Annotated in this window: 27 protein-coding genes and 1 pseudogene; 12 read left to right on the forward strand and 16 right to left on the reverse strand. The window is 58.7% G+C overall.

Annotation, left to right across the window (positions count from 1 at the left end):
* The first annotated feature begins 75 nt into the window (after window positions 1-75).
* On the forward strand, window positions 76-858 hold the full coding sequence (locus ACP7BN_RS21410; RefSeq protein ID WP_426205979.1) for a PhzF family phenazine biosynthesis protein: 783 nt from the start codon (window positions 76-78) through the stop codon (window positions 856-858).
* A 140-nt stretch (window positions 859-998) separates the two neighbouring features.
* Here the strand turns inward: ACP7BN_RS21410 and ACP7BN_RS21415 are convergent, their stop codons facing one another.
* Both ACP7BN_RS21415 and argF read right to left on the reverse strand, forming a co-directional pair.
* The gene (locus ACP7BN_RS21415) at window positions 999-2,108 is read right to left on the reverse strand and encodes an ABC transporter ATP-binding protein (RefSeq protein WP_426205980.1); all 1,110 of its coding nucleotides are present in this window, start codon (window positions 2,106-2,108) and stop codon (window positions 999-1,001) included.
* A complete protein-coding gene (gene argF, locus ACP7BN_RS21420) occupies window positions 2,105-3,025 on the reverse strand; it encodes an ornithine carbamoyltransferase (protein ID WP_426205981.1) in 921 nt (306 codons plus the stop codon). The genes ACP7BN_RS21415 and argF overlap by 4 nt, the downstream gene beginning before the upstream one ends.
* A gap of 404 nt (window positions 3,026-3,429) precedes the next feature.
* Between argF and ACP7BN_RS21425 the strand changes: the two genes are divergently transcribed.
* The 3 genes from ACP7BN_RS21425 (at window position 3,430) to grxD (ending at window position 6,396) form a co-directional block, all read left to right on the forward strand.
* Window positions 3,430-3,720, forward strand: coding sequence for a hypothetical protein (locus ACP7BN_RS21425; RefSeq protein WP_420646206.1), 291 nt, complete (start codon window positions 3,430-3,432; stop codon window positions 3,718-3,720).
* A 134-nt stretch (window positions 3,721-3,854) separates the two neighbouring features.
* Complete coding sequence (locus ACP7BN_RS21430) at window positions 3,855-5,960, forward strand: molybdopterin oxidoreductase family protein (protein WP_426205982.1); 2,106 nt, start codon at window positions 3,855-3,857, stop codon at window positions 5,958-5,960.
* Between the two features lie 97 nt (window positions 5,961-6,057).
* Window positions 6,058-6,396 (forward strand): Grx4 family monothiol glutaredoxin, encoded by a 339-nt coding sequence (gene grxD / locus ACP7BN_RS21435; protein WP_420646208.1) that lies wholly within the window; start codon window positions 6,058-6,060, stop codon window positions 6,394-6,396.
* A gap of 132 nt (window positions 6,397-6,528) precedes the next feature.
* Here grxD and bfr read toward each other — a convergent pair whose 3' ends face one another.
* A complete protein-coding gene (gene bfr, locus ACP7BN_RS21440) occupies window positions 6,529-7,005 on the reverse strand; it encodes a bacterioferritin (RefSeq protein WP_426205983.1) in 477 nt (158 codons plus the stop codon).
* 201 nt (window positions 7,006-7,206) lie between these two features.
* Window positions 7,207-7,425, reverse strand: coding sequence for a bacterioferritin-associated ferredoxin (locus ACP7BN_RS21445; RefSeq protein ID WP_003227725.1), 219 nt, complete (start codon window positions 7,423-7,425; stop codon window positions 7,207-7,209).
* A 293-nt stretch (window positions 7,426-7,718) separates the two neighbouring features.
* On the opposite strand from ACP7BN_RS21445, the gene ACP7BN_RS21450 reads away from it, so the two are divergent.
* Window positions 7,719-8,321: a peroxiredoxin gene (locus tag ACP7BN_RS21450; RefSeq protein WP_003227723.1), complete on the forward strand. Its 603-nt coding sequence runs from the start codon at window positions 7,719-7,721 to the stop codon at window positions 8,319-8,321.
* A gap of 71 nt (window positions 8,322-8,392) precedes the next feature.
* Here the strand turns inward: ACP7BN_RS21450 and rnt are convergent, their stop codons facing one another.
* A complete protein-coding gene (gene rnt, locus ACP7BN_RS21455) occupies window positions 8,393-9,067 on the reverse strand; it encodes a ribonuclease T (protein WP_426205984.1) in 675 nt (224 codons plus the stop codon).
* On the reverse strand, window positions 9,064-10,110 hold the full coding sequence (gene pyrC / locus ACP7BN_RS21460; RefSeq protein ID WP_426205985.1) for a dihydroorotase: 1,047 nt from the start codon (window positions 10,108-10,110) through the stop codon (window positions 9,064-9,066). The genes rnt and pyrC overlap by 4 nt, the downstream gene beginning before the upstream one ends.
* Window positions 10,111-10,270: 160 nt before the next feature.
* Between pyrC and ACP7BN_RS21465 the strand changes: the two genes are divergently transcribed.
* A complete protein-coding gene (locus ACP7BN_RS21465; protein WP_426205986.1) occupies window positions 10,271-11,179 on the forward strand; it encodes a flagellar protein MotY in 909 nt (302 codons plus the stop codon).
* Window positions 11,180-11,308: 129 nt separating this feature from the next.
* Entirely contained in the window at window positions 11,309-12,526 is a 1,218-nt protein-coding gene (locus ACP7BN_RS21470; RefSeq protein WP_420646213.1) for an argininosuccinate synthase, read from the forward strand.
* Window positions 12,527-12,655: 129 nt separating this feature from the next.
* On the opposite strand, the gene ACP7BN_RS21475 is transcribed toward ACP7BN_RS21470, so the two are convergent.
* A complete protein-coding gene (locus ACP7BN_RS21475; protein ID WP_426205987.1) occupies window positions 12,656-13,327 on the reverse strand; it encodes a hypothetical protein in 672 nt (223 codons plus the stop codon).
* A gap of 485 nt (window positions 13,328-13,812) precedes the next feature.
* Here ACP7BN_RS21475 and ACP7BN_RS21480 point away from each other — a divergent pair, with 485 nt between their 5' ends.
* A complete protein-coding gene (locus ACP7BN_RS21480; protein WP_108592726.1) occupies window positions 13,813-14,439 on the forward strand; it encodes a response regulator transcription factor in 627 nt (208 codons plus the stop codon).
* A gap of 86 nt (window positions 14,440-14,525) precedes the next feature.
* Here the strand turns inward: ACP7BN_RS21480 and ACP7BN_RS21485 are convergent, their stop codons facing one another.
* The 8 genes and pseudogenes from ACP7BN_RS21485 to metG form a co-directional block, all read right to left on the reverse strand.
* Window positions 14,526-14,705 carry a PA3496 family putative envelope integrity protein gene (locus ACP7BN_RS21485; protein ID WP_420646215.1) on the reverse strand — a complete coding sequence of 60 codons (180 nt, stop codon included), beginning with the start codon at window positions 14,703-14,705 and terminating at the stop codon, window positions 14,526-14,528.
* Between the two features lie 106 nt (window positions 14,706-14,811).
* Window positions 14,812-15,450, reverse strand: coding sequence for an endonuclease III (gene nth, locus ACP7BN_RS21490; protein ID WP_420646216.1), 639 nt, complete (start codon window positions 15,448-15,450; stop codon window positions 14,812-14,814).
* The gene (locus ACP7BN_RS21495; protein WP_426205988.1) at window positions 15,447-15,971 is read right to left on the reverse strand and encodes an Rnf-Nqr domain containing protein; all 525 of its coding nucleotides are present in this window, start codon (window positions 15,969-15,971) and stop codon (window positions 15,447-15,449) included. The genes nth and ACP7BN_RS21495 overlap by 4 nt, the downstream gene beginning before the upstream one ends.
* Window positions 15,968-16,561, reverse strand: a complete 594-nt coding sequence (locus tag ACP7BN_RS21500) for an RnfABCDGE type electron transport complex subunit G (RefSeq protein ID WP_426205989.1) — start codon at window positions 16,559-16,561, stop codon at window positions 15,968-15,970. Before ACP7BN_RS21500 ends, ACP7BN_RS21495 begins: the two co-directional genes overlap by 4 nt.
* Entirely contained in the window at window positions 16,558-17,541 is a 984-nt protein-coding gene (locus tag ACP7BN_RS21505; RefSeq protein WP_426205990.1) for an RnfABCDGE type electron transport complex subunit D, read from the reverse strand. Before ACP7BN_RS21505 ends, ACP7BN_RS21500 begins: the two co-directional genes overlap by 4 nt.
* Before the next feature lie 427 nt (window positions 17,542-17,968).
* Window positions 17,969-18,343: pseudogene (locus tag ACP7BN_RS21510) on the reverse strand (RnfABCDGE type electron transport complex subunit B); the annotation flags it as partial.
* 17 nt (window positions 18,344-18,360) lie between these two features.
* Window positions 18,361-18,930 carry an electron transport complex protein RnfA gene (locus ACP7BN_RS21515; protein WP_426205991.1) on the reverse strand — a complete coding sequence of 190 codons (570 nt, stop codon included), beginning with the start codon at window positions 18,928-18,930 and terminating at the stop codon, window positions 18,361-18,363.
* Between the two features lie 114 nt (window positions 18,931-19,044).
* Window positions 19,045-21,096 (reverse strand): methionine--tRNA ligase, encoded by a 2,052-nt coding sequence (metG, locus tag ACP7BN_RS21520; RefSeq protein WP_426205992.1) that lies wholly within the window; start codon window positions 21,094-21,096, stop codon window positions 19,045-19,047.
* 365 nt (window positions 21,097-21,461) lie between these two features.
* Here metG and apbC point away from each other — a divergent pair, with 365 nt between their 5' ends.
* On the forward strand, window positions 21,462-22,556 hold the full coding sequence (gene apbC, locus ACP7BN_RS21525; RefSeq protein WP_426205993.1) for an iron-sulfur cluster carrier protein ApbC: 1,095 nt from the start codon (window positions 21,462-21,464) through the stop codon (window positions 22,554-22,556).
* A 132-nt stretch (window positions 22,557-22,688) separates the two neighbouring features.
* Here apbC and ACP7BN_RS21530 read toward each other — a convergent pair whose 3' ends face one another.
* Window positions 22,689-23,447: an SDR family oxidoreductase gene (locus ACP7BN_RS21530; RefSeq protein WP_426205994.1), complete on the reverse strand. Its 759-nt coding sequence runs from the start codon at window positions 23,445-23,447 to the stop codon at window positions 22,689-22,691.
* Between the two features lie 163 nt (window positions 23,448-23,610).
* Here ACP7BN_RS21530 and ACP7BN_RS21535 point away from each other — a divergent pair, with 163 nt between their 5' ends.
* The 3 genes from ACP7BN_RS21535 (at window position 23,611) to ACP7BN_RS21545 (ending at window position 25,425) form a co-directional block, all read left to right on the forward strand.
* A complete protein-coding gene (locus tag ACP7BN_RS21535; RefSeq protein ID WP_426205995.1) occupies window positions 23,611-24,342 on the forward strand; it encodes a HugZ family protein in 732 nt (243 codons plus the stop codon).
* Between the two features lie 65 nt (window positions 24,343-24,407).
* Window positions 24,408-24,884 (forward strand): FxsA family protein, encoded by a 477-nt coding sequence (locus ACP7BN_RS21540; protein ID WP_426205996.1) that lies wholly within the window; start codon window positions 24,408-24,410, stop codon window positions 24,882-24,884.
* A gap of 247 nt (window positions 24,885-25,131) precedes the next feature.
* Window positions 25,132-25,425: a co-chaperone GroES gene (locus ACP7BN_RS21545; protein ID WP_003227685.1), complete on the forward strand. Its 294-nt coding sequence runs from the start codon at window positions 25,132-25,134 to the stop codon at window positions 25,423-25,425.
* The last annotated feature ends 49 nt before the right edge of the window (window positions 25,426-25,474 follow it).

The raw sequence follows: 25,474 nt of genomic DNA on the forward strand, positions 1-25,474 counted from the left end.
AAATTCCCCGGCACTGTCACTGGTGCTGATCAGGCTGGCGCTGCATGCTGCGCCCACTGACTCAGGGAGAACGTTATGCAGCTGGAATTTCATCAGGTCGACGCCTTCAGTGATCGGCCGTTCAGTGGTAATCCGGCGATGGTTTATCGCCTCGACGCCTGGCTTGCCGATGAGCTGATGCAGAAAATCGCCGCCGAGCACAATCTGGCGGAAACCGCATTTCTGGTGCGCGAAGGCCAGGCGTGGCATATCCGCTGGTTCACCCCGACCACCGAAGTGCCGTTGTGCGGGCATGCGACGTTGGCCAGTGCTTACGTGTTGTTCGAGATCTACAAGGAAACCGCCGAGCGTCTGGACTTCATCAGCAAGTCCGGGCCGTTGAGTGTCAGTCGTGAGGAGGGGCGGCTGTGGCTGGATTTTCCGGTGATCGAGCTGTCGGAAGTCGATATGGCTCAGGATGTCGAGCGCGCGCTGGGTGTCGCAGCGGTAGAGGTGCTGGGGTCAAACGAATTGTTCGTGGTGCTGGAGTCGGAGCAGGCGGTGCTCGATTGCACACCGGACATGGTCGCGTTGGCCAAGCTGCCGTGGCTGGGCGCCATCGTTACAGCGCGTGGTGATCAGCATGATTTTGTCTCGCGCTATTTCGCCCCCGCGATTGGCATCAACGAAGATCCGGTGACCGGCTCGACCCATTGCAGCCTGATTCCGTACTGGTCGAAGCGTCTGGGCAAAACCAGTCTGACCGCGTGCCAGCGTTCGGCGCGGGGCGGGGAGCTGGTTTGTCGGCTGGAGGGTGACCGGGTGAAGATTGGCGGGCATGCAACGCTGGTTGCCAGCGGTACACTTTTGCTCGGCTAACCCCGAAACAACTGTGGGAGCTAGCCTCTGTGGCGAGGGGATTTATCCCCGTTCGGCTGCGCAGCAGTCGCAGCGTCCAGGGCCGCTGCGCGACCCAACGGGGATAAATCCCCTCGCCACAAGGACTCACCCCACAGAGATTACAGTGCTGCGCTGTACCGGCGCACGCCGCTTTCCACTGCAAGGATTTGTGCTGCCGTGCTCCCCGATGCCTGAAACAGCACCAAGTGCTCAGCCACCACACGAATCCCCACCTCTGCACCGACCTGGTGATCAGCATGACTCGGGAAAATCGATTCCAGCTGCGCGCCTGTCGGCAGTTGCAGGCGGTACAGGGTCGATGCACCGAGGAACGTCTTGCCGACAATCCGCGCTTTCAACGAGCTGTCCGGCGCATAAACAATGTCATCCGGACGCAGCAACACATCCACGGCACCGCCAATTGGCCAGGTGTAAGCACGATTGCCGCGCAGTTCGCCGAGTTCGGTCTGCACCGATTCCGGGCTGGCGAGTTGGCCGCGAATGAAATAACCCTGACCGATGAAACTGGCGACATAAGGTGTAGCCGGTTCGTGATAGAGGTTGTAGGGCGTATCCCACTGCTCCAGCCGACCTTCCTTGAACACGCCAACGTGATCGCTGACGGCGAAGGCTTCTTCCTGATCGTGGGTTACCAGAATCGCGCTGGTGCCGCGCGCTTTGAGGATGTCGCGCACTTCGTGACTGAGCTTGCGTCGCAGTTCGCCATCGAGGTTGGAAAACGGCTCGTCGAGTAACAGCAGTTGCGGCTCCGGCGCCAAGGCGCGGGCGAGGGCGACGCGTTGCTGCTGGCCGCCGGACAACTCGTGCGGGAAGCGTTTGCCGAGGTTCTTCAGGTTGACCAGTTCCAGCAGCTCTTCGGTGACGCGCTCTTTTTGCGGGTGCTTGCGAATGCCAAAAGCAATATTGTCCGCGACGCTCAGGTGCGGGAACAGCGCGTAATCCTGGAACACCATGCCAATCCGGCGTTTTTCCGGGGCGAGGGTGAAACCGGCGCTGGAGATGACTTCACCGCCGAGCTGGATTTCACCTTCGTGCACCGGTTCGAAACCGGCAATCGCACGCAGCGTGGTGGTCTTGCCGCAGCCGGACGAACCGAGCAAGCAGCCAATATCGCCGGCGTTCAGGTGCAGATTGAGGTTCTGCACCACACGTTGGTCCTGATAGCCGCAAGCGAGGTTGCGCAGGTTCAGCAGTAATTCATGGCTCATGCGTGGTGATATGCCGGCTCGACGAGGAATTCGAGCAGCGCCTTCTGTGCGTGGAGACGGTTTTCTGCCTGATCCCAGGCGACGGAGCGCGGGTCATCAAGCAGGTCGAGGCTGATTTCTTCGCCGCGGTGCGCGGGCAGGCAGTGCAGGAACAGCACGTCCTCGGCCGCCAGATCGAGCAGGGCACGATTGACCTGATACGGCGCGAACAGCTTGAGGCGCTTGGCGGTTTCCTCTTCCTGGCCCATCGAGGTCCAGACGTCGGTACTGACCAGATGCGCACCGCGCACGGCATCTTTCGGATCGCGGACGATGGTCACACGATCGCCGGCCTTGGCCACGAATTCCGCGTTCGGCTCGTAGCCTTCCGGGCAGGCAATGCGCAACTGGAAGTCGAACTGGATCGCCGCTTCTATATAGCTGTTGCACATGTTGTTGCCGTCGCCGATCCAGGCCACGGTCTTGCCCTGAATCGAGCCGCGGTGCTCAAGGAAGGTCTGCATGTCGGCCAGCAACTGGCACGGGTGCAGGTCATCGGACAAGCCGTTGATCACTGGCACGCGCGAGTTGGCGGCGAATTCGGTCAGGGTGCTGTGGGCAAAGGTCCGGATCATCACCGCATCGAGCATGCTCGACATGACGATCGCGCAGTCGCCAATCGGCTCGCCACGGCCCAGTTGGGTGTCGCGCGGCGAGAGGAAAATCGCCTGGCCGCCGAGCTGGATCATGCCCGCTTCGAACGAGATCCGGGTGCGAGTCGAGGACTTCTCGAAGATCATCCCCAGCACGCGGTTTTTCAGAGGCTCGAACAGTACGCCGCGGTTACGCAGGTCCTTGAGCTCAACGCCTCGACGGATCACGCTGACCAGCTCTTCGGGCGTGCAATCCATCAGGGAGAGAAAGTGCCTTGCGCTCATCATTGACTACCTTTTGCTACAAACCGCAGATGCTCAAAGCCTTGTCTAACGGAACAACGGGCGAGACCTGCGGCGTAAGCCGCACGGGGCGACGAAATAGGGAAGGGCGCGATATTGACACTAAATGTCGCGTTTTTCCAATAGGCTACGGTTTTTGTAAATGTGTGCCGGTGTGATAGCAGGGCGAACGCTGTGATTTATCGTCAGCTTCGCCAGGGGCAGCAGGCCATTTGTACACTGGCCCCACCGCGCTTGGCAATCAGCCACGCCGCGGATGGTGCGGGCCGGGTCGGTTTGCGACCGGTGAGCCACTGAGCCGCTTGGTCGGATGGCGCGCTGAAACATTTGCTAAAGCAAAGTGCTGAGTTATAAATAACCCCACGAGCGACGCAGGATGCCTACGCATGGAATCGAAAGAACAACTGTTAATGGAATTGCTGGGCCACACGGCACGCTCCCTGACTCATCTCACCGCCTCGATGACGTCCATGTCCTTCGAATTGATGCGCAGCGAAGACGACGTGGTCAAGGCTGCCAGCCGCCAGATGATTGATCGCATGGCGACCATCAGCGCCGGACTCGACGAACACTGGCGCCTGATCGGCGAACTCACCGGCGTGCACATCGCCCACGAGCAGATTGAGACCATTCAGGAAATCCAGCTGGCGCCGCCGCCACAATCCACTCCCAATTGACCGCGCCGGGCTATCGGCGCGCCTGATGGCCGCCGATTCACAAGACGAACGTCGCTGGCGCAGCTCTGGTACACGGGCCATAGTTTTGTTCCCGCAGGCGTTATCGCCCGCCCAGAACAATACAGAGACTGGCCATGACCAAGACTCTCCATCACCGTGCCTGCCATCTGTGTGAAGCCATCTGCGGCTTGACCATCGAAACCAGCGAAACCGATGGCGCCGTCGCGATCACCTCGATCAAGGGCGATGCGCAGGACACTTTCAGCCGCGGGCATATCTGCCCCAAAGCGGTGGCGCTGCAAGATATCCAGAACGATCCGGATCGCTTGCGTCAGCCGATGCGCCGGGTCGGCAGCGAATGGCTGCCCATCGAGTGGGATGAGGCGTTCGCGTTGGTGGCCGAGCGGCTGGCGGCGATCCAGGAGCGGCATGGGCAGAACGCGGTGGCGGTGTATCAGGGCAATCCCAGCGTGCACAACTATGGGCTGATGACCCACAGCAACTACTTCCTCGGGCTGCTGAAAACCCGCAACCGCTACTCGGCGACTTCGGTCGATCAACTGCCGCATCACCTGACCAGTCATTTGATGTACGGCCACGGTTTGCTGCTGCCGATTCCGGACATCGACCACACTGATTTCATGCTGATCCTCGGCGGTAATCCGCTGGCGTCCAATGGCAGCATCATGACCGTGCCGGATGTCGAGAAGCGCCTGAAGGCGATTCAGGCGCGCGGCGGCAAAGTGGTGGTGGTCGATCCGCGGCGCAGCGAAACGGCGGCGATGGCCGATCAGCATTTGTTCGTGCGTCCCGGTGGCGATGCGGCGTTGTTGTTTGGCGTGCTCAATACTCTTTTCAGCGAAGGCCTGGCGCGGGGCAGTCATCTGCCGGTCGACGGTCTGGACGAAGTGCGCGCCGCCGTGGCGGGTTTCACCGCTGAAACCATGAGCCCTTTGTGCGCCGTGCCGGCCGAGCAGATCCGTCAATTGGCCCGCGACTTTGCCGCTGCGCCGAGCGCTGTCTGTTACGGGCGGATGGGCGTTTCCACTCAAGCCTTCGGCACGCTGTGCCATTGGGTGGTGCAACTGATCAACCTGGTGACCGGCAACCTCGACCGCGTTGGTGGTGCGCTGTGCACCGAGCCGGCGGTGGATCTGGTGGCGACTACTTCAGGCGGGCATTTCAACAAATGGCAGAGCCGCGTCTCCGGGCGGCCCGAGTACGGCGGCGAATTACCGGTTTCTGCGCTGGCCGAAGAAATGCTCACGGAAGGCGAGGGCCAGATCCGCGCGTTGATCACCGTGGCCGGCAATCCGATCCTCTCCACGCCCAACGGTCGGCAGCTCGAGCAAGCACTGGATGGGTTGGAGTTCATGGTCAGCATCGACCTGTACATCAACGAAACCACGCGTTACGCCGACCTGATCCTGCCGTCGACTTCGGCGCTGGAGAACGATCACTACGACACCACGTTCAACCTGTTCGCGGTGCGCAACGTCACGCGCTTCAATCGCGCAATCCTCGCCAAGCCCGAGGGCGCCTTGCACGACTGGGAAATCTTTGTCGGCCTGGCGAAAGCCTTTGCGCAGAAGACCGGGAAAGAACTCAAGCCAACCATGCCACCGGCGAAGATGATCGACATGGGCCTGCGCATGGGCATGTATGGCGACGCGTCAGAGCTCAAGTTATCGCTGGCGACGCTGTTCGATCATCCGCACGGAATCGATCTGGGTGCGTTGAAACCTAATCTTGCACCGCGTCTGAAGACTGCCAATCAGCGCATTCAGGCTGCGCCGGCAGCGATTCTTGCCGACCTCGCGCGGTTCGCCGCATTACAAGCGCCGGCCGCCGATGAGTTGCTGATGATTGGCCGCCGGCATGTGCGCAGCAACAACTCGTGGATGCACAACTACCATCGACTGGTGAAGGGCAAGCCGCGTCATCAACTGTTGATGCACCCGGACGACCTCGCCACGCGCGGTCTGACTGACGGGCAGTTGGTGCGCGTGAGTTCGCGTGTCGGGCAGATCGAGGTCGAGGTGGTGGGCAGTCTGGACATGATGCAAGGCGTGGTCAGCCTGCCGCACGGTTGGGGGCATGCGCGGCCGGGTGTACAGATGGCGATTGCCAGTAGCCAGCCGGGTTCCAGCGCGAATGACTTGACTGATGAGTGTCAGCTCGACGAACTGTCAGGCAATGCGGCACTGAATGGCGTGCCGGTGACCGTGGCGGCGGCTTGAGGAAGTCTGTCGGGGAGACCGAGCAGCGCGCTCGGGATTCCGTTACAATGCGCCACCGTGCCGACCCGTGAGTCGGAAAGTTCAGCCGAGGTGCTCCATGGATATCATCGAAACGATTAAAGAGCAGATTGCCAACAACACCATTCTGCTTTACATGAAAGGCTCGCCGAATGCCCCGCAGTGTGGCTTCTCCGCGAAAGCCGCGCAGGCCGTTATGGGCTGTGGCGAGAAGTTCGCCTACGTCGACATCCTGCAGAACCCGGAAATCCGCGCCAACCTGCCGAAGTACGCCAACTGGCCGACTTTTCCACAACTGTGGGTTGGTGGTGAACTGGTCGGCGGTAGCGACATCATGATCGAAATGGCTGCCGACGGTTCGCTGCAAAGCACCATCAAGGCTGCGGTTGAAGCTGCTGCTGCCAAGACTGAAGCCTGAATCGATTAGCTCCCCTGTTGGAGCTGTCGAGAGACACGAGGCTGCGATCTGTTGATCTGCAGCCAAATAAAAAGCCCCGCCACTCGAAAGAGGGCGGGGCTTTTTAGTGTCTCGAAACTAGCGGACGCTAACTTACTCGTCTTCGCCCATCTGCGATTGCAGATAGTTCTCAAGACCGACTTTATCGATCAGGCCCAGCTGAGTTTCCAGCCAGTCGATATGTTCTTCTTCGGATTCGAGAATGTCTTCAAGCAGTTCACGGCTGCCGTAGTCGGCAACGGTTTCGCAGTGCGCGATCGCAGCTTTCAGATCAGCATGGCCGGTTTTCTCGATACGCAGATCGCACTCAAGCATTTCCTTGGTGTGCTCGCCGATGTGCAGCTTGCCCAGATCCTGCACGTTCGGCAGACCTTCCAGGAACAGGATGCGCTTGATCAGCTTGTCCGCGTGCTTCATCTCGTCGATGGATTCTTTGTATTCGTGCTTGCCGAGCTTGTTCAGACCCCAATCTTCATACATGCGTGCATGCAGGAAGTACTGATTGATCGCGACCAGCTCATTGGCAAGGATCTTGTTGAGATGCTGGATGACTGTAATGTCGCCTTTCATGATCGGAGTCCTGCCCTGTAATAGCTATATATGGGCCAGAGTTTGAGCCGCGCTCTTATAAGTGTCAAACCTAAGTTATTGAATAATAAATGAAAATTAATCGGAATAAGAATGTTTGTGTTCCGCGTCTAGACGCTAAGCATTTGATTTTCAGGCATAAAAAAACCGGACATAAGTCCGGTTTTTCGAAATAGGGGGTATTTACGCGGCAGTAAATTCTACCGGGTAGGGGATCGCGGCCTGGGCGGTTTGCAGCTTGGTCAGGGTTTCGCGAACCACTTCCTTGGCAAGGCAGGCACATTTGCCGCATTGGCTGGCGACGCCGGTGGCCTGACGAACTTCTTTATAGCTGCAGCAACCTTCATAGATCGCTTCGCGGATCTGTCCGTCGGTGACGCCAGTGCAGAGACAAACATACATAAGTGAGAACCGTCGCTGGTTGTGACTCAATTGCGATGGATCTTAATGTTAACGAGAATGATTGTCAAAGTGCTTTCGGAACGGATTATCGCCAAATCCGGGTATGCCTGACGAACGGTGTCTTATGGCCGGAGGCCAGCGCGACTTGTGCAAAAAAACCGTTGAGGACAGGCCAAATTCGCAGTGTATGATGGTCGGCCCTTGCGAAGGGGGTTCGTGTCACAGGGCTGTCGCCTGAGGGTGACAGGCTGGCCCGGACCCTGAACTTCAAGTTTTTACACCAGGAGATATCAATGAGCGTACTCGTAGGCAAACAAGCCCCAGACTTCACCGTCCCGGCCGTACTCGGCAATGGCGAGATCGTTGACAGCTTCACCCTGTCCTCGGCCATCAAAGGCAAATACGGCCTGGTGTTCTTCTACCCGCTGGACTTCACCTTCGTCTGCCCGTCCGAGCTGATCGCTCTGGACAACCGCATGGCCGACTTCAAGGCACGCAACGTAGAAGTGATCGCTGTTTCGATCGACTCGCACTTCACCCACAACGCCTGGCGCAACACCCCGGTCAACAATGGCGGCATCGGTCAGGTGAAATACACCATGGCTGCCGACATGAAGCACGACATCGCCAAGGCTTACGACGTTGAGTCCGAAGGCGGCGTAGCTTTCCGTGGCGCGTTCCTGATCGACGACAAGGGCGTTGTCCGCTCGCAGATCATCAACGACCTGCCGCTGGGCCGTAACATGGAAGAGCTGATCCGTCTGGTCGACGCTCTGCAATTCCACGAAGAGCACGGCGAAGTCTGCCCTGCCAACTGGAAAAAAGGCGACAAAGGCATGAACGCTTCGCCAGAAGGCGTTGCGGCTTACCTGACCGAGAACGCTGCCGCCCTGTAAGGCGCAACGTCGAGGTACAAAAAAACCGGCTCTTGAGCCGGTTTTTTCATGCGCGCGAAAAACTTCGACGATCAGTCGTTGAAGTCTTCCCAGCCACCCATCTGTTTCCAGCGGTTGACGATGCCGCAGAACAACTCAGCGGTTTTCTCGGTGTCGTAACGCGCGGAGTGCGCCTCGCGACCGTCGAAATCGATGTCGGCTGCCTGACAGGCTTTCGCCAGTACGGTCTGACCGTACGCCAGACCGGCCAGCGTCGCGGTATCGAAACTGGAGAACGGGTGGAACGGGTTGCGCTTCATGTCCAGCCGCGCGACGGCGGCGTTGAGGAAGCCCAGATCGAAGCTGCTGTTGTGGCCGACCAGAATCGCCCGTTTGCAGCCGTTGGCTTTCAACGCCTTGCGGATGCCACGGAAGATGTCGGTCAACGCGGTTTCTTCACTGACGGCCATGCGCAACGGATGATCCAGCTTGATCCCGGTGAACTCCAGCGCAGCCGCTTCGATGTTGGCGCCTTCGAACGGCTCGACACGGAAGAAGTAGGTGTGGTCCGGGTAAACGAAACCCTTTTCATCCATGGCGATGGTGGTCGCGGCAATCTCCAGCAACGCATCGGTGGCGCAATTGAAGCCACCGGTTTCTACGTCGACGACAACCGGCAGGTAGCCGCGAAAGCGTGCTGCCATCGGGTGACGGGAGCCGCCACCACCTTGACCTTCCTGTTCGTCGTCGAAATGGTCTTCACTCACGCGTGTTCCTCCAGCAGGCGCCAGCGCAGTTTTTCACCGGCGCGCAGCGGGATAACGGTCAGCTCGCCGAATGGCAGGCTGGTCGGGGCGGTCCATTCTTCACGAACCAGGGTAATGCGATCGGTGTTCACCGGCAGGCCGTAGAAACGCGGGCCGTTGAGGCTGGCAAACGCTTCAAGCTTGTCCAGCGCATTGCGCTGTTCAAAGGCTTCGGCATACATCTCGATGGCAGCGTACGCGGTGTAGCAGCCGGCACAGCCGCACGCGGCTTCCTTGGCGTGCTGGGCGTGCGGTGCCGAGTCGGTGCCGAGAAAGAACTTCGCGCTGCCGCTGGTAGCGGCGTCGAGCAGGGCTTCCTGATGGGTATTGCGCTTGAGGATCGGCAGGCAATAGAAGTGCGGCCGAATCCCGCCAACCAGCATGTGATTGCGGTTGTACAGCAGGTGATGCGCAGTGATGGTCGCGCCAACGTTGGCCGCAGCCTCATTGACGAACTGCACGGCGTCGGCGGTGGTGATGTGTTCGAACACCACTTTGAGCGTCGGAAAACGCTCGACCACACGGCGCATGTGCTCATCGATGAAGATTTTTTCGCGGTCGAACACGTCGACATCGCCACGGGTGACTTCACCGTGGATCAACAACGGCATGCCGACTTCGGCCATGGCCTCGATCGCCGGGAAAATCTTGTCGATGCTGGTGACACCGGAATCGGAGTTGGTGGTGGCGCCGGCCGGATACAGCTTGGCGGCGTGCACGAAACCGCTGGCCTTGGCTTCACGAATTTCTTCGGGCTGGGTGCGGTCGGTGAGGTACAGCACCATCAATGGCTCGAAACCACTGCCGGCCGGGCGGGCAGCGAGAATCCGCTGGCGATAGCCGTCGGCTTCAGCGGCGTTGCGCACCGGCGGTACCAGGTTGGGCATGATGATTGCGCGACCAAAGGTGCGCGCGACATCCGCAACGGTATTGGTCAACACGGCACCATCGCGAAGATGAATGTGCCAGTCGTCGGGACGCAGCAGGGTCAGGCGGTCGGACATGAGGGGATTCCAGGCGGGTCAAACTGAGGCGAATGCTACCGGAAAAGACTCCTTCAGGCACTCGCTATCAAGTTTTGAGACAAGCGTCCGATATCCCATAGGTATGCCGTAAACATATGTGTATCGGTCTTTTTGTTGCAGAAGCCAGATGGAGCCTCCCGTGCGCCAGCGTTATTTAGCCTTGCTCAGTGTGTTTGTCAGCCTTCCGGCGATGGCGCTGACGTACCAGACACGTCTGGAGAACATCGAGTGGACGGTCGAGGGCGACAAGTTCGAATGCCGCTTGACGCAGCCGATCACCGATTTCGGCTCAGGGCAGTTCGTGCGCAAGGCCGGCGAGCAGGCGACCTTCCGGCTCAACGCCTACAACGCCATGCTCGGTGGCGGATCGGCGACCCTGCTGGCAGCCGCCGCGCCGTGGCAACCGGGGCGCGGCGACCTCAATCTGGGGACCGTCAGGCTGGGTAGCGGCAACGTGCTGTTCAACAGTTCTCAGGCTCAGGCCGGACGTTTGATCAGCGGCTTGATGGACGGCCGCAGCCCGCTGATCCGCCATGCCTCGGGCGATGGCCGGGTGGCGGAAGTGCGTCTGTTGCCGGTCAAGTTCAGCAAGGCGTTCAACGATTACCAAACGTGTGTGGCAAAGTTGCTGCCGCAGAATTTTGATCAGATCAAGCAATCGCAGATCGGCTTCCCCGGCGAAGGCGTCGAACTGGACGCTGCCGCCAAAGCCAAGCTGCAAGTCATGCTCGAATTCATGAAGGCCGATCCGACGGTCAATCACATCGAGCTCGACGGCCATTCCGACAACAGCGGCAATCGCCTGACCAACCGCGAACTGTCGCGCCGTCGCGCCTTGGCCGTGGTCGACTTCTTCAAGGCCAACGGCATTCAGGAGTCGCAGATCACCGTGCGCTTCCATGGCGAGCGTTATCCGCTGGTGCCGAACACCAACGCGGGTAACCGGGCGAAGAACCGCCGGGTCAATGTGCACCTCGCACGGGTGGCGCCGACCACGGCTCCGGCACCTACCGCGAGCACGCCTGCCAACGCTGCGGCGACTTCCTGACTCGCCGGTCATCGTCGCGCTGTCGAAACAATCTGTCGCTTTGTCGTCTTAAGCTGTCGCGCCTCTGTAAATTATCGCGTTTGAGCGGTAGACTCCTCGGCTTTCCGTAGAACCCCGTGGAGTGATGGCATGGCGGACGTAAACAAGGTCGTTCTGGCGTATTCCGGCGGCCTGGACACTTCGGTGATCCTCAAGTGGCTGCAAGATACTTATAACTGTGAAGTAGTGACTTTCACTGCTGACCTCGGTCAGGGCGAAGAGGTCGAGCCAGCTCGCGCCAAGGCGCAGGCCATGGGCGTCAAAGAAATCTACATCGACGACCTGCGCGAAGAATTCGTGCGTGATTTCGTATTCCCGATGTTCCGCGCCAACACCGTTTACGAAGGCGAGTACCTGCTGGGTACTTCCATCGCACGTCCGCTGATCGCCAAGCGCCTGATCGAAATCGCCAACGAAACCGGCGCTGACGCCATTTCCCACGGCGCCACCGGCAAAGGCAACGACCAGGTACGTTTCGAGCTGGGTGCCTACGCGCTCAAGCCTGGCGTGAAAGTCATCGCGCCATGGCGTGAATGGGACCTGCTCTCGCGTGAAAAGCTGATGGATTACGCTGAAAAGCACAACATCCCGATCGAGCGTCACGGCAAGAAGAAATCCCCGTACTCGATGGATGCCAACCTGCTGCACATCTCCTATGAAGGTGGCGTGCTGGAAGACACCTGGACCGAGCACGAAGAAGACATGTGGAAATGGACCGTCTCCCCGGAGAAGGCTCCTGACCAAGCGCAATACCTGGAACTGACCTACCGCAACGGCGATATCGTCGCACTGGACGGCGTCGAAATGACCCCGGCCACCGTGCTGGCGACGCTGAACCAGATCGGTGGCGCCCATGGTATCGGCCGTCTCGACATCGTCGAGAACCGCTACGTAGGCATGAAGTCCCGTGGCTGCTACGAAACCCCGGGCGGCACCATCATGCTGCGCGCGCACCGCGCCATCGAGTCGATCACTCTGGACCGCGAAGTCGCTCACTTGAAAGACGAGCTGATGCCGAAATACGCCAGCCTGATCTACACCGGCTACTGGTGGAGCCCTGAGCGTCTGATGCTGCAGCAGATGATCGATGCTTCTCAGGCCCACGTGAATGGCGTTGTGCGCCTGAAGCTGTACAAGGGCAACGTGATTGTCACCGGCCGCAAGTCCGACGAATCGTTGTTCGACGCCAACATCGCCACCTTCGAAGAAGACGGCGGTGCTTACAACCAGGCCGACGCGGCGGGCTTCATCAAGCTCAACGCGCTGCGCATGCGTATTGCCGCCAACAAGGGTCGCAAGCTGTTCTAAGACCCTCGTACGCGCAATTAAAGAAGGCGGCCTTGTCATTGGACAAGGTCGCCTTTTTCAATTCCGTGTTTTTTGGCCTACGTGCCAGTGTGCTGATCTTTTTGTGCCTCAAACCCGAATGCCAATGCATCAAAATTTGCCGAGAGCAGTCACGACTCGCGTACATACCTTGTAAACAATGAAATAGCTAGTGCCTCTGCCTTTCTTTGGAAGTTTACTCTCACGCAAATTGTCTGTTGTAAGAAATTTGTCCGAAACATCGTTGGATAAAAATATGACAACTTGAGATATGCGTTTTCCCGTAGGCGGTATTTTTTCTAGACTTTCTCCAAGCTCGTTTATTTCTGTCATTGTGCGTGCATCTATAATGTGCAACTCCTTGATCGCGTCTGGAAGGTTTATATGGTGCTGCGCCATGGGGTCAAGTGTGTCTTGAGAGTTTGTCGGTGGGTCTGCGATGTTATGCGTTCTGTCAGATAGAGCAGAGTCTGCTGTCTCACAAGGTGTCTGTTCGGTTGATCCAGGTTTCCTGTTATCGCGCTCTTTGCTATCTATGACCTGAATGAAACTTTCGTCCGTCTCGAAATCAGATGGCGCGTAGAGCGAGCGGTAGTTGAAGTTGAGGGTCATGAAAAAAAGGAACAACAAGTAAAACGGAAAGCTGATCAGGAACCAGACGTAAATTTCTCTTTCTTCGTCTGCCAGGAAGGGCAGGGAAATCGCGGCTGATGACTCTGACAGGACCGCGAATATGGCGATAATGGTCATCGGGTTCGGGATTTTTTTCTTGATCTTTATCATGTTTGAGTTCCATGGGGGCGTATTGCTCGTCAAGTTCATTGAGTGTGGGTTGGCTCGTACTTCTGGTTGTTCAAGTTGCTGCAATCTGTGTTTATAGCAAAAGTCGATTTTTTGAAAGTGTTCTCTTGTATCAGAGGTTTGTCGAGTTGCTGATACTTGGCGAAGTAGCATCGACTGCCGCAGATGTAATAGTTGACCGATATGAATTCGTGTCGTTTGTATAGCGCGATCAGAAGGACGAGATGGGCGCGCTTTTTCCATCAAGCATGTAGTCTCGATGCCGGTTTTTTACGTTTGCGAGGCAAGGCCACACCATTAGTGTTGCCGTCAGTGAGGCGAGTAAGGTTTTTTTGTAGGATAAATCCATTAAAGCTGTAGGGAATGTCTCTCGCTGCAAGTGCGTGAGCGATGCGGTGTGCAACAAGGGAAGTCACTAGGATATTGTGCCGGTTCTAAAAATTCGAACAGCGAAACTGGACTTGCCCATGAATAAAGTGCTGATCGTGGATGATCACCCCGTCATTCGTCTTGCGGTACGTATGCTGATGGAACGTCATGGCTACGAAGTCATTGCAGAAACAGACAATGGAGTGGATGCGTTACAACTTGCGCGCGACCAAATGCCCGATATCGTTATTCTGGATATCGGCATACCGAAACTTGATGGTCTGGAAGTCATTGCGCGGCTGACCTCGACCGCCATGCCGCTGAAAGTCCTGGTGTTGACTTCCCAGGCGCCCGGGCACTTCTCCATGCGCTGCATGCAATCGGGGGCTGCGGGGTATGTTTGCAAGCAACAGGATCTGACGGAACTGCTAAGTGCGATCAAGGCAGTTCTGTCCGGGTACAGTTATTTTCCCAACCAGGCTCTGCACACCGTGCGTACCAGCTTGGGCAATGCCAGCGAAGCCGACATGGTCGATCGTCTTTCCGGGCGAGAAATGATGGTGTTGCAACAGTTGGCGCGGGGTAAAACCAACAAGGAAATTGCCGACGGCATGTTTCTCAGCAACAAGACCGTGAGTACTTACAAGACCCGCCTGTTATTGAAACTCAACGCTCGCTCACTGGTGGATCTGATCGAGCTGGCGCAGCGTAACGGTTTGGTCTGACCGGTTATTCGCTGACCGATCCTGGGCAGATCAAATCAGCTTGCTGTAGAAAGCGAAAAGCCTCCATTTCTGGAGGCTTTCAAGTTTCACAGGTCAAAATCGTAATCGGCCAATTGCTTTTGCAAACGACGCTCCTCAAGCATGTTGTCGATGGTGCGGCGCTTGCTCAGGTTGGTCTTGGCTACTTCGACTACGGGTTCGGCATCGTCAATTTCTACGGGGATAAAATCGTCTTCTGCTTCCAGTTGCTCTTTGCCGGTACTCATAGAATCACTCCAGGCTAAGACTGCCTTTGGCGCCCCTTATAACGATAAACAGGCGGCGGGTAAAAAAGATTTTTTCAATCGAAGAATGAAAAAACCTAATAGCCGCTCAATCGTCAGAGGTTTTCTGTTTGTACTCGCACAAATCTTCGATCCGGCAACTGCCACAGCGCGGCTTGCGCGCGAGGCATACGTAGCGCCCGTGGAGAATCAGCCAATGGTGCGAATCGAGCAGAAAATCTTTGGGTACAAACTTCATCAGTTTCATTTCCACTTCGACCACATTCTTGCCCGGGGCAATGCCCGTGCGGTTGCTCACCCGGAAGATGTGGGTGTCGACGGCCATGGTCAGTTGGCGGAAAGCCGTGTTGAGCACCACATTGGCAGTCTTGCGGCCTACGCCGGGCAAGGCTTCCAGTTCTTCTCGGGTCTGCGGGACTTCGCCGCCGTGGCGCTCAACCAGCAAGCGACAGGTCTCGATCACGTTTTTTGCCTTGCTGTTGTACAGGCCAATGGTCTTGATGTATTCGGACAAGCCTTCCACGCCCAACGCATAAATGGCTGCAGGCGTATTGGCCACTGGGTACAGCCTGGCCGTCGCCTTGTTCACTCCGACGTCGGTCGATTGCGCTGACAGAATCACCGCGATCAGCAGTTCGAACGCCGAGGAGTAAGCCAATTCGGTCTTGGGCTCGGGATTGTCCTCGTGCAGCCTGCGGAAAATTTCCAGACGTTTTGCGGCATTCATGGGCGATGCGTTTCCTCGGGTAGGGCGGCGGGGCGTTTCCAGGTCTGACGGGCGGCGAGCAAGAGTCCGAGCACAATGAATGCACCCGGTGCCAAAGTGAGCAGGTGCAGACCCTCGCCGAACAATTCGCGCAATGTGGCCAGTGTCAGCATCAAGCCGACAAAGAGGCCGTACAGGCTCAGACGCTCACTCGCAGACCGGCTAAAGATTCCATGCTGTTCCAGCAGCACGCACTGCAGGCCGATCAGGCCGATATAGAGACTGACCGGCGTATGCCACTGCAACGACCAGCGTTGCAGCAGGATGTCTGCGCAACTGCTCAGGGTGGCCGCCAGCAGCAGACTGGCGAGCAATAAACTTGCGGCGCTCAGCCGCGTGCGCAGTGGCTTCATGCACAGATGATACAAACCGACGACGACCGTGAACATCAGCAGGATCGCCAGCGCGCTGGCTATTGATCCTGAAGCGCCAAGCAGCAGAACCAGCAGCATCGAGTTCGACAGCGCCGCCGATCTGTTCATGGCGCACTCCCTGAGAAGGCTTGCCGGTGCTCGTCGAAATAGCGCAAAGCGTCATGGATCGCGTTGATCGCGGCGCGGGAAGTGACGGTGGCGCCGGCCATCTGGTCGAATTGCCCCTGATCCTTTTTCAATGCCCAACCTGCATCCAATGATTTGCCGGTAAACGCCTGCAACCAACCATTCGGCCAGTCACCGATGTGTCCGCCGAGTGCCGGTGTTTCGGTCTGCCGCAGTGTTTTGACCCCAAGCAATCTGCCGTCGGAATCAATCGCGATCAATAATTCGAGCGTCCCGGCATAACCCTCAGTCTGACTGCGCAGGAGCACCGCGACCGTGCGCCCGCCCTTGGTCGCCCGATAGCCAGCCACCAGAGAACTGTGGCTCAACTTGACATCGATCTGCGGCAGCGGTTGTTCCAGCGGTTGATTGTCGTAACTGTCCGCCGCAAGAACATCGAGTAACTTGCGGCTGTCGATCAGACGTTGTTCGGCAGCAATCTGCGGCGCATTGATCCGATACACCGTGTAAGTCACGGCGATACCCGCTACTGCCAGCAGCACCAGCGTGATCAGGCTGCGACGATGGTTCATGGCGTCACCCGGGCCTGACGTGCGGCGGCAAAGCGCTCAAGCGCCGGTACGCACAAGTTCATCAGCAGCACCGCGAACGCCACGCCGTCGGGATATCCGCCCCAGGTTCTGATCAGATAAGTCAGCAACCCGACACCGACACCGAACAGCAAGCGCGCGAGCGCGGTTTTCGCCCCGGACACTGGTTCGGTGATGATGAAAAACGCGCCAAGCATGCTTGCGCCGCTGAGCAGGTGAAACAGTGGCGAGCCGTGGGAATCCGACCCCGAGCCGTTCCAGCACAGCAAGCTGATCACAAACAGACTGGCGAGCATGCCAACTGGTGCGTGCCAGCCAATTACCCGCTGTTGCAGCAGAAACAGCCCTCCGGCAAGAAACGCCAGATTGATCCATTCCACACCGCGCCCACCGAAACGCCCGAAAGCCTGATTGGCGGCAAACAGCTCGTCCATGGTCAGGCTTTTGTTGATACGCAGACTGTCCAGCGCGGTGGCCTGAACCCAGGCATCCGGTGCCTGCCCGAAAGTGAACACCTGCTGCAAAGCCGCGAGCAGATCCATGCCATGCGCCGGCCAGTGAGTCATCGGTTGCGCGAAGGTGACCATGGCCAGGGCGAAGCCCAGCATCGCCGGGTTGAACGGATTCCTGCCGACGCCGCCATACACATGCTTGCCGAACAACAAGCCCGAAGTGATCGCGCTGACCGTCAGCCACCATGGACAATACGGCGGCAGTGCCAGCGCCAGCAAGGTCGCAGTCACCAGCGCGCTGCCGTCGGTCAATGTCGGTTGCAGCGCTTGCCCGCGCAGACTTGCCACCAGCGCCTCGACGACCAATGCGCCAGCCACGCACAAGATCAGATTGATCAACACGCCCCAGCCGTAAAACCAGAACGACGCGAGCAACCCCGGCAGCGTGGCCAGCAGCACCAGCCTCATCGCCTGTTGCAGGCGAGCGTCCGGGGCCTCAAGGGGCGACATGGTCTTGCACCTGCCGCTCGGCGGCGTGCAGTGCACGTTCTGCCGCCTCGAACTGCTGTTGCAGTACGATCAATTGCGACTGCTGTTCGAAAGTCGGCGGATGACCGAAGGCTTTCAGCGACTTGTTCAATTGCGCGCGGCTCATCGCCACATCGATCTTGGCTTTCTTCAGTGCAGCATCCGCGCCCACGGTTTTTTGCGCGCGCACTCGCTCAAGTGCTGCCTGCACCGGATCGAGCGTGGTGGTTGCTACGAGTGCCGCGCGTTGTGCGCGGGCTTCGCGGTCGGCCTGTTTCTGCTGTTCCTCGCGTTGCAGTCGAGCATTGCGGCGCTCGAAGCGTTGCCGGGCGTGGTCGCGTTTGGCGGCGCGCTCCTGCAGCTCTTCAAGACTCGCTGCGAGGCCGCCAATCACCGGCAGTGTCCCCAGCGGCAACGGATGCATCTCGATGCAATCCACCGGGCACGGCGCCACGCACAGGTCACAGCCGGTGCATTCATCAATGATGACCGTGTGCATCAGTTTCGCCGCGCCGACAATCGCATCAATCGGGCAGGCCTGAATGCATTTGGTGCAGCCGATGCATTCGGCCTCGCGGATGTAGGCGACTTGCGGTGGAGCCACACCACGAGTGACGTCCAGCCCCAACACCGGAACCTTCAACAACTCGGCCAGCGCAGCAATGGTTTCGTCGCCACCGGGCGGGCACTTGTTGATCGGCTCGCCGGCGGCGATGCCTTCAGCGTAGGGTTTGCATCCGGGATGCCCGCACTTGCCGCATTGGGTCTGCGGCAGCAGCGCATCGATGCATTGAATCAGACTCATGTTTTGATCAGTCCACTGAATCCGAGAAAAGCCACGGCCATCAATCCGGCGCCGATCAACAGGATCGGCAAGCCACGGAAGGGCAGTGGAACATCGTTATCCGCCGTACGTTCACGCAAATCGCAGAACAGGCTCAACACCAGCCAGAAACCCAGCCCCGCGCCGAGGCTCAGCGCTGTCGCGTGCAGTAAGCCCCGGTCTGCTTGGGCGTTGATCAGCGTCAACCCCAACACGCCGGCATTGCCCAGCAGCAACGGCCACAAACCGTCGAAGCGCCACGTCGGCAGCCAACGCGCCAGCAGTTTAAGCAGCGGCGCGATCAGCAACACGCTCAGCGGCAGGAACACGAACAGGCGCAACGCCTGCAATTGCAGCGGCACCAGTAGCCAATGCCAGATCGCATAACCGAGCACGCCGACCATCAGCATCAAGCACAACGTCGCCAAACCCAGCGCATGCACCTGACGCCGATCAGCCGCGAGTAGCGGATCGACGCCCAGCGGCCAGTGCAACACGAAGTTGTTGAGCAGCGCAGCACTGAAAAGCGTAAGCACGAGTTCGGTCATGGTTCTGCCGGCAGAAACGGGCGGGTGTCACTCAAGGTTAGGCATTATCCGCCCACATATGAAAAATCCCACAGGCGCACGGAGCACGCCGGTGGGATCAGTCAACGCGCAGTCTTACTTGATGCGCTGACCCGGCTTGGCGCCGCTGTCCGGGCTGAGCAGGTAGATTTCTTCACCGCCCGGGCCGGCCGCCATGACCATGCCTTCAGAGATGCCGAACTTCATTTTGCGCGGCTTGAGGTTGGCGATCATCATCGTCAGGCGACCATCAAGCTTCGACGGGTCTGGATAAGCACTCTTGATCCCGGAGAACACGTTGCGCTGCTCGTCACCGATGTCCAGCGTCAGACGCAGCAACTTGTCCGCGCCTTCCACGGCTTCAGCCTTGACGATCAGTGCCACGCGCAGGTCGATAGCGGCGAACGCGTCGAAGTCGATTTCCGGCGACAGCGGGTCCTTGGCCAGTTCGCCATTGCCGGCCGGTGCAGCGGCGCCGGTGTCGGTCTGGCTGGCGGTCAGGTCTTCTTTCGAGGCGTCGCTCATGGCTTGTACTTTTACCGGGTCGATGCGGGTCATCAGCGGCTTGAACTCGTTCAACTGATGATTGGCCAGCAGGGTGGTGTGGTCGTTCCAGGTCAGCGGCGCGACGTTGAGGAATGCCTCGGCATCGGCGGCCAGCAGCGGCAGCACCGGTTTGAGGAAGATCACCAACTGGCGGAACAGGTTGATCGCGGTGGCGCAGATCGCCTGGACTTCAGCCTGCTTGCCTTCCTGCTTGTTCAGCGACCACGGTGCCTTGTCGGCGATCCACGCGTTGGCGCGGTCGGCCAGGGCCATGGTTTCGCGCATGGCACGGGCAAAGTCGCGAGCTTCATAAGCATCAGCGATGCTTGGCGCGGCAGCGAGGAAGGCTTCGGTCAGTTCCGGTGCGGCGTTGGTATCGACCAGCAGACCGGCGTTGCCCTTCTGGATGAAACCGGCGCAACGGCTGGCGATGTTGACCACTTTGCCAACCAGATCCGAGTTGACCTTCTGCACGAAGTCTTCGAGGTTCAGGTCGAGGTCATCCACGCCACGGCCAAGTTTGGCCGCGTAGTAGTAGCGCAGATACTCTGGCGACAGATGATCCAGATACGTGCGGGCCTTGATGAACGTGCCGCGCGACTTGGACATCTTCTGGCCATTGACGGTCAGGTAGCCGTGCACGTTGATCGCGGTCGGCTTGCGGAAACCCGTGCCTTCAAGCATTGCCGGCCAGAACAGCGCGTGGAAGTTGACGATGTCCTTGCCGATGAAGTGGTACAGCTCGGCGGTGGAGTCCTTGCCCCAGAACGCGTCGAAGTCCAGCTCCGGCGTGCGGTCGCAGAGGTTCTTGAAGCTGGCCATGTAGCCGATCGGCGCATCCAGCCACACGTAGAAATATTTGCCCGGCTCGCCCGGGATCTCGAAACCGAAGTACGGCGCGTCGCGGGAGATGTCCCACTGTTGCAAGCCAGCATCCAGCCACTCGGCGATCTTGTTGGCCACGGCGTCTTGCAAGGTGCCGCTGCGGGTCCAGGTTTGCAGCATCTGCTGGAAATCCGGCAGCTTGAAGAAGAAGTGCTGGGAATCCTTGAGCACCGGGGTGGCGCCAGAGATTGCCGACTTCGGATCCTTCAAGTCAGTCGGCGCGTAGGTTGCGCCGCATTTTTCGCAGTTGTCGCCGTACTGGTCTTCAGTGCCGCACTTCGGGCAAGTGCCCTTGATGAAGCGGTCGGCCAGGAACATTTTCTTTTCCGGGTCGAAATACTGGGTGATCGAGCGCTGTGCAATGTGCCCGGCGTCACGCAGCTTGAGGTAGATCTGGCTCGACAGCTCACGGTTTTCTTCTGCGTGAGTAGAGTGGAAATTGTCGAAATCGACCAGGAACTCGGCAAAGTCGGCGCTGTGTTCAGCCTGGACGTTGGCGATCAGTTGTTCCGGGGTGATGCCTTCCTTTTCTGCGCGCAGCATGATCGCCGAACCGTGGGCGTCGTCGGCGCAGACATAGATGCATTGATTGCCGCGATGCTTCTGGAAGCGCACCCACATATCGGTCTGGATATATTCCAGCATGTGGCCAAGGTGGATCGAACCGTTGGCGTAGGGCAGGGCGCTGGTGACGAGTATCTTGCGTGGCTCGGACATGGGGCTTCGCTACTTGATGAAACGGAGGTCGGCCACTATAAAGCGCTGGCGCATATTTTTCACCCCACAGGCCTGTTTCCGATTGCGGCAGATGCGATAACCGTGGCGAGGGGATTTATCCCCGTTGGGTGGCGAAGCCACCCCAAAACCATCGCACTCAGTGTGTCAGGAATACCGAGTGCAGTGGTTCAGCGACTGCTGCGCAGCCGAACGGGGATAAATCCCCTCACCACAGAATCCCTTTTCCACAGTCATTCCCCTATCCACAGGTAAATCCTTCCCTACACCTAAATCCCCTCACCACCAATGAATGTCAGGGGTTAGGATACCCGCCATCTTTTCCAGTCTTGTTATCGGAGTTGCCCATGAGTGCCGTCACTCGCGCAGCGGTGGAAGCCGTCCTCAGCCAATACACCGACCCTTACCTGAATCAGGATCCGGTCAGCGCCGGTTGTGTGCGCAACATCGAAATCAACGGTGATCGCGTCAGCGTGCAGCTGGAAATCGGTTATGCCGCCGGTCTGTTCAAGAGCGGCTGGGCGCAATTGCTGCAACTGGCCATCGAAAACCTCGACGGCGTGGCCACGGCGCGGGTCGAGGTCAATTCGGTGATCGCCGCGCATAAGGCGCAGGCGCAGATTCCGGGGCTGGCCAACGTCAAGAACGTGGTCGCCGTGGCGTCCGGCAAGGGCGGCGTCGGTAAGTCCACCACTGCCGCCAACCTCGCACTGGCACTGGCCCGTGAAGGCGCGAAAGTCGGGATTCTCGATGCCGATATCTATGGCCCGAGCCAAGGCATCATGTTCGGTATTGCCGAGGGCACACGTCCGCAGATCAAGGATCAGAAGTGGTTCGTGCCGCTGCAAGCGCACGGCGTCGAAGTGATGTCGATGGCGTTCCTGACCGACGACAACACGCCGATGGTCTGGCGTGGGCCGATGGTCTCCGGTGCGCTGCTGCAACTGGTCACGCAAACCGCGTGGGGCGATCTGGATTATCTGGTGATCGACATGCCGCCCGGCACTGGCGACATCCAGCTGACCCTGGCGCAGAAAGTCCCGGTGGCCGGCGCGGTAATCGTCACCACCCCGCAGGATCTGGCGCTGCTCGATGCACGCAAGGGCGTGGAGATGTTCCGCAAGGTCAACATTCCGGTGCTTGGTGTGGTGGAAAACATGGCGGTGCACATCTGCTCGAACTGCGGGCATGCGGAGCATCTGTTCGGGGAGGGCGGTGGCGTGAAGCTGGCAAATCAGTTCGGCGTCGAACTGCTGGCCTCGCTGCCGCTGTCGATGCTGATCCGCGAACAGGCCGATGGCGGCAAGCCAACGGTGATCGCCGAGCCAGACAGCCAGATTGCCATGGTCTATCAGGAACTCGCCCGCCACGTTGGCGCGCGGATTGTGTTGCAGGAAGCGGCGTCGCCGGCGATGCCGAACATCACCATCAGCGACGATTGATTTTGCCGCGCCGCTGAAAAAAACTGTGGGAGCGAGCTTGCTCGCGAAAGCGGTGTGTCATTCAACCTATCAGTTGCCTGATCCAACGCATTCGCGAGCAAGCTCGCTCCCACATTTGGTATGTGTTGCCAGTTAGATGCGCAACCCGCCATCCATCTCCAGAATCCGACCTGTGTAGTAGTCGTTCTCGAAGATATAAGCCGCCGAGTGCGCAATCTCCTCCGGCTTGCCCATACGCTTGAGCGGAATCCCCGCCGTCATCTTCTCCAGCGCTTCCGGCTTCATGCCCAGCGTCATCTCGGTCTCGATAAAGCCCGGCGCAATGCCCGCCACGCGAATCCCGTAACGCGCCAGTTCCTTGGCCCAGGTCACGGTCGCCGCCGCGACGCCAGCCTTGGCCGCTGAATAGTTGGTCTGGCCAACGTTACCGGCGCGCGAGATCGACGAGATATTGATGATCGCGCCGCTGTTCTTCAGTTCGACCATTTTCGCCGCGACTTCACGAGTGCAGAGGAACACGCCGGTCAGGTTGACGTCGATAACCGCCTGCCACTGCGCCAGGCTCATCTTGGTCATTTCGCCGTCCTTGACCTTCAGCAGCAAGCCGTCACGCAGGATCCCGGCGTTATTGATCAGGCCATGAATCGCGCCGAAGTCTTCGGCCACCTGAGCAACCATGTGCGTCACTTGCTCTTCGTTGGCGACGTTGCACAGATAGCTGCGCGCCTCGACACCCTTGGCCTTGCAGGCTGCAACCGCGTCATCGAGTTTTTCCTGATTGAGGTCAACCAGCGCCAGCTTCGCGCCCTTGCCGGCGAAATACTCGGCCATCGAGCGGCCCAAGCCTTGGCAACCGCCAGTGATAATGATTACTTTGTCGTTGAGTTGCATTCGCATGCCCCGATAGCAGGTCTGAGTGGTGTTCTCCTTGAGAGCCTCTCGATCTGCACCGGCCGTGGCTGGCTGCATATGAGAATTGCCCCGATGGCGCAGCGGAAACTTATCCCATGCGCCTGTCCGTTTTTTCGACGGATTCTATTTAAGGAGTCATAAATTGAGCGTTGAAGCGGCCAAGCATGCCCGAGAATTGCTTCTCAAGGAATACCGTGGGGTCCTCTCGACCCACTCCAAATCGATGCCCGGTTTCCCGTTCGGTTCGGTAGTTCCGTATTGCCTGGATGAGCAGGGCCGGCCGCTGATCCTGATCAGCCGCATCGCCCAGCACACTCACAACCTGCAAAAAGATCCGAAGTGCTCGCTGCTGGTGGGTGAGCGTGAAGCCGATGACGTGCAGGCCGTTGGTCGGCTGACCTATCTGGCTGAAGCGCAAAAGCTCGAAGACCCGACGGCAAAAGAAGCGGCCGCCGAGCGCTACTACCGCTACTTCCCCGATTCGCAAAACTACCACCAGGCCCACGACTTCGATTTCTGGGTGCTCAATCCGGTCCGCCATCGCTACATCGGCGGGTTCGGTGCGATCCATTGGGTCGATCAGCTGACCCTGGCCAACCCGTTCGCTGGCAAGGCCGAGATCAGCATGGTCGAGCACATGAACAGCGATCACGCCAAAGCCATCGCGCATTACGTCGAACTCGCCGGTCTGCCGCAAAGCGTGCCGGCGCAACTGGCCGGGATCGACACTGAGGGCATGCACCTGCGCATCGGTCAGGCGCTGTACTGGCTGCCGTTTCAAGCCCCGTGTCATACGCCGATACAAGTGCGCGAAGCCTTGGTTTCACTGGCTCACGCCGAGCATTGGCCAAAAAATGCAGTGGCCGACGCTTGAATTCACGAAAGGGCGACGTCATCTAAGGCTTACTGCAAGGCATTTCTTGCGTTGAGGAATCTTTGATGCGCCCTTTTCTGTTGCTCTTTCTGCTGTTTCCAGTGTTGGAGCTGTTCGTATTCGTCAAAGTGGCAGGCTCTATCGGGTTTTTCCCGGCCCTGCTGCTGATAATCGTCGGCTCGATGTTCGGCGTGTTCGTGCTGCGCGTCGCCGGTCTGGCTACCGCACTGCGTGCGCGTGAAAGCCTGAATCGCGGTGAATTGCCTGCGCAAACCATGCTTGAAGGCTTGATGCTGGCATTGGCCGGCGGTCTGTTGATCCTGCCGGGCTTCATCAGCGATGTGGTCGGTCTGGTGATGCTGCTGCCGTTCACCCGTCGTCTGCTGGCCAATAAAATGCGCCAGCGCGCCGAAGATCAGGCGATGCGTCAGCGAGCCTTCGCCGATGACCTGCAGCCACGCGGCGGGCCCGCCCCACGCGAGCCGCTGGGACGTGAACCGAACGTGATCGAAGGCGAGTTCGAACACCGCGACACCAAGTAAGACTTTTATCGACACGGCACCCTCGGGTGCCGTGCGCTTTTGTGGGCGCCGTGATGAAAAATTTTCTGCACTCGCCCTTGTAATAAGCTTATGCGCCCTTATGTAACGGTCACCGCAAGGTTTCTGGCATGTGTGCCAGTCAGACTTCCGCGTCTCGCTTGTCGAGGCGCAACCGGCGAAGGCCGGATTTGTTAAACCCGCCGGGACTACACCGGCCGATGAAAACCACAATTAGGAGAGATCGACAATGAAGCTTCGTCCTCTGCATGACCGCGTCGTAATCCGTCGCAGCGAAGAAGAAAAGAAAACCGCTGGCGGTATCGTCCTGCCAGGTTCGGCTGCTGAAAAAGCCAACCACGGTGTGATCGTCGCTGCAGGTCCAGGCAAGACTCTGGAAAACGGTGAAGTGCGTGCGCTGGCCGTTAAAGTCGGTGACAAGGTTGTGTTCGGTCCGTACTCCGGCAGCAACACTGTGAAAGTTGATGGCGAAGACCTGCTGGTAATGGCTGAGAACGAGATTCTCGCTGTACTGGAAGGCTGATTTTCCCGTTCATTTTCCCGCTACTACAAAGTATTTAAGGAATATCGAT

This window comes from Pseudomonas sp. TWP3-1 (assembly GCF_049896625.1).
Classification (GTDB): domain Bacteria; phylum Pseudomonadota; class Gammaproteobacteria; order Pseudomonadales; family Pseudomonadaceae; genus Aquipseudomonas.

Coding starts and splice junctions, on each gene's coding strand:
- ACP7BN_RS21410 (WP_426205979.1), top strand. CDS start 76: ATGCAGCTGGAATTTCATCAGGTCGACGCCTTCAGTGATCGGCCGTTC.
- ACP7BN_RS21415 (WP_426205980.1), bottom strand. CDS start 2,108: ATGAGCCATGAATTACTGCTGAACCTGCGCAACCTCGCTTGCGGCTAT.
- argF (WP_426205981.1), bottom strand. CDS start 3,025: ATGAGCGCAAGGCACTTTCTCTCCCTGATGGATTGCACGCCCGAAGAG.
- ACP7BN_RS21425 (WP_420646206.1), top strand. CDS start 3,430: ATGGAATCGAAAGAACAACTGTTAATGGAATTGCTGGGCCACACGGCA.
- ACP7BN_RS21430 (WP_426205982.1), top strand. CDS start 3,855: ATGACCAAGACTCTCCATCACCGTGCCTGCCATCTGTGTGAAGCCATC.
- grxD (WP_420646208.1), top strand. CDS start 6,058: ATGGATATCATCGAAACGATTAAAGAGCAGATTGCCAACAACACCATT.
- bfr (WP_426205983.1), bottom strand. CDS start 7,005: ATGAAAGGCGACATTACAGTCATCCAGCATCTCAACAAGATCCTTGCC.
- ACP7BN_RS21445 (WP_003227725.1), bottom strand. CDS start 7,425: ATGTATGTTTGTCTCTGCACTGGCGTCACCGACGGACAGATCCGCGAA.
- ACP7BN_RS21450 (WP_003227723.1), top strand. CDS start 7,719: ATGAGCGTACTCGTAGGCAAACAAGCCCCAGACTTCACCGTCCCGGCC.
- pyrC (WP_426205985.1), bottom strand. CDS start 10,110: ATGTCCGACCGCCTGACCCTGCTGCGTCCCGACGACTGGCACATTCAT.
- ACP7BN_RS21470 (WP_420646213.1), top strand. CDS start 11,309: ATGGCGGACGTAAACAAGGTCGTTCTGGCGTATTCCGGCGGCCTGGAC.
- ACP7BN_RS21475 (WP_426205987.1), bottom strand. CDS start 13,327: ATGATAAAGATCAAGAAAAAAATCCCGAACCCGATGACCATTATCGCC.
- ACP7BN_RS21480 (WP_108592726.1), top strand. CDS start 13,813: ATGAATAAAGTGCTGATCGTGGATGATCACCCCGTCATTCGTCTTGCG.
- ACP7BN_RS21485 (WP_420646215.1), bottom strand. CDS start 14,705: ATGAGTACCGGCAAAGAGCAACTGGAAGCAGAAGACGATTTTATCCCC.
- nth (WP_420646216.1), bottom strand. CDS start 15,450: ATGAATGCCGCAAAACGTCTGGAAATTTTCCGCAGGCTGCACGAGGAC.
- ACP7BN_RS21495 (WP_426205988.1), bottom strand. CDS start 15,971: ATGAACAGATCGGCGGCGCTGTCGAACTCGATGCTGCTGGTTCTGCTG.
- ACP7BN_RS21500 (WP_426205989.1), bottom strand. CDS start 16,561: ATGAACCATCGTCGCAGCCTGATCACGCTGGTGCTGCTGGCAGTAGCG.
- ACP7BN_RS21505 (WP_426205990.1), bottom strand. CDS start 17,541: ATGTCGCCCCTTGAGGCCCCGGACGCTCGCCTGCAACAGGCGATGAGG.
- ACP7BN_RS21515 (WP_426205991.1), bottom strand. CDS start 18,930: ATGACCGAACTCGTGCTTACGCTTTTCAGTGCTGCGCTGCTCAACAAC.
- metG (WP_426205992.1), bottom strand. CDS start 21,096: ATGTCCGAGCCACGCAAGATACTCGTCACCAGCGCCCTGCCCTACGCC.
- apbC (WP_426205993.1), top strand. CDS start 21,462: ATGAGTGCCGTCACTCGCGCAGCGGTGGAAGCCGTCCTCAGCCAATAC.
- ACP7BN_RS21530 (WP_426205994.1), bottom strand. CDS start 23,447: ATGCAACTCAACGACAAAGTAATCATTATCACTGGCGGTTGCCAAGGC.
- ACP7BN_RS21540 (WP_426205996.1), top strand. CDS start 24,408: ATGCGCCCTTTTCTGTTGCTCTTTCTGCTGTTTCCAGTGTTGGAGCTG.
- ACP7BN_RS21545 (WP_003227685.1), top strand. CDS start 25,132: ATGAAGCTTCGTCCTCTGCATGACCGCGTCGTAATCCGTCGCAGCGAA.